This is a genomic window from Rhizobium sp. 05L429 (assembly GCF_056397645.1).
This window is the reverse complement of sequence record NZ_JBFTNV010000077.1, coordinates 1-1,890: the sequence shown is the minus strand read 5'-3', so window position 1 is coordinate 1,890 and position 1,890 is coordinate 1. Positions and strand designations below refer to the sequence as shown.

Annotated in this window: 1 protein-coding gene; it reads right to left on the bottom strand. The window is 59.1% G+C overall.

Translation table 11 applies throughout. The annotated features are described in order from the left end of the window. Nucleotides 1-1,890 (bottom strand): condensation domain-containing protein (locus AC1DNW_RS35360; RefSeq protein ID WP_477855797.1); only part of this gene is annotated, 1,890 nt, incomplete at both ends.

Below are 1,890 nucleotides of genomic sequence, written 5' to 3'. Positions count from 1 at the left end.
ATAGCTGAGCGCCGTATCGCCGTAGACGACCGCAATGGCGTCCCGGTCGCGCGCTACCTGCTCCTCAAAAAGACCRTGGATCGTCTGATCATCCGGATATGCTGCCTGGGTGTCGTTCCACTCCACCAGCATGCGACGCTCGTCTGAAGGCGGCAGAACGTCCAGCTCCCAGGCTTGCCTGCCTGGTGTTTGCTGGAGTGCGTCCGTCAGGCTCGTCAAGGCCGTGATCATCAGGTCGCATACGTAGTCYGCACTGGTTGCAGACAGCACCTGTGCCGTGAGCATGAAGCCCTCACCATAGTCATCYACTRMCAGGGTGACGGGATAATTGGTGCGCTCTTCACCYGACAGGAGGCCGATCCCGCTATTGACGGCATCATCGCGTCTGTGGGTCAGGTGGCGGTAATTGAGCAATGATGAGAACAAGGGGGTACGGCGCGGCACTCCGCTGCATGCCAGTGCCAGGCTCAGTGGCGCATGCTCATGGTAGAGAAGGTGAGCCAGATCCTTATGGATACGATGAACAGCTTCGTCTGCCCTTGTATCGCTCAGCTTGACGCGCAGCGGCAACGTATTGATAAACAGGCCCAGGGCCCGYTCCACTCCCTGGTCTCCGTGCATGCGGCCAAAAAGAACCGTTCCGAATACGACGTCCTCTCGCCCTGATATGCGCGACAGAACCTGGGCCCATGCCATATGGAACAGGCTTGCAGCACTTACCCGCAGCGCGCGCGAGCAGCTGCGCAGCTTTTGCGCCAGATCCGCCTCGACCACATGATAAGCTTCCTTGATCCCGGTGCCGTCGCCGCGAGCATCGCTGAATCCGAAGGGAAGTGTAGGCTCGTCTATATCTCCCAGCATCCCGCGGAAAAACGCTTCATGCTCTCCGACGCTGACGCCGAGCTGARCCTGGGCCACAAAATTGCGGAACGGGACGGCTTGCCCGACGTCTGCAAATGCATCCTGCCCCATGGTGCTGTGCAGTTCCTGCAATGCATATGCCAGCGTCTCATGATCCACGATGAGGTGGTGGGTCAGCAATGTTACAATCCACCGCTGCTGYACCTTGTCTTCGGCAACAAAGACCCTGAGCAGCGGCGCCTGACGGATATCCATACGATACTGTCTTGGATCGATGCGCCGCCGCATCTGGGTCAGCGCATCCTCCGAAGCGTCAATCTCCAGCACTTCCACGCAAAGCGTTGCTTTGGCCAGCACAACCTGAACCGGCGTATGGATGCCTTCAAAAACAAACGCAGTTCGCAAAATGTCATGCCGGTCTATCAGCCACTGCAATCCCTGCAGCATACGCTCCATGTGATCATGGCTGTCCACGGACACCACATTGGAGAGGATGTATGTATCTCCCGTGCTGTCGAGGTTCATCAGATAATGGAACAGGATGCCTTCCTGCAGGGGGGCAAGACCATAGATGTCCTGTATGTTGGCGAGGCCTCCCGGRACCTGGTCAACAATGCAGTCGATCTCTTCCTGGTTCAGATCCACCAGCGGCAGCATCCATGGCTCAATGACCTCGGCACCGGATGGAATGAGATTGGGCGGCACCTCTACCGTTTGTGCTTCTGTTTCCAGCGACTGCGCCAGTTCGGCCAGATTGTCGGTGGTGAACAGGCTGCGCACGCTCRTGTTCAAACTGAACTTGCGCATGCCCTGCACGACCTTGACAGCCAGGAGCGARTGTCCGCCGAGTTCGAAGAAGTTGTCGTGGATGCCGACCTGYTCGAGGCCGAGCACGTCGCACCAGATGCGGGCAAGCGCCTGTTCGGTCGGCGTGCGCGGGGCGACATAGTCCTGCGACCTGTAGCCGCCGCCATCGGGCGCCGGCAGGGCCTTGCGGTCAACCTTGCCATTGGGCGTGAGCGGCAGGGC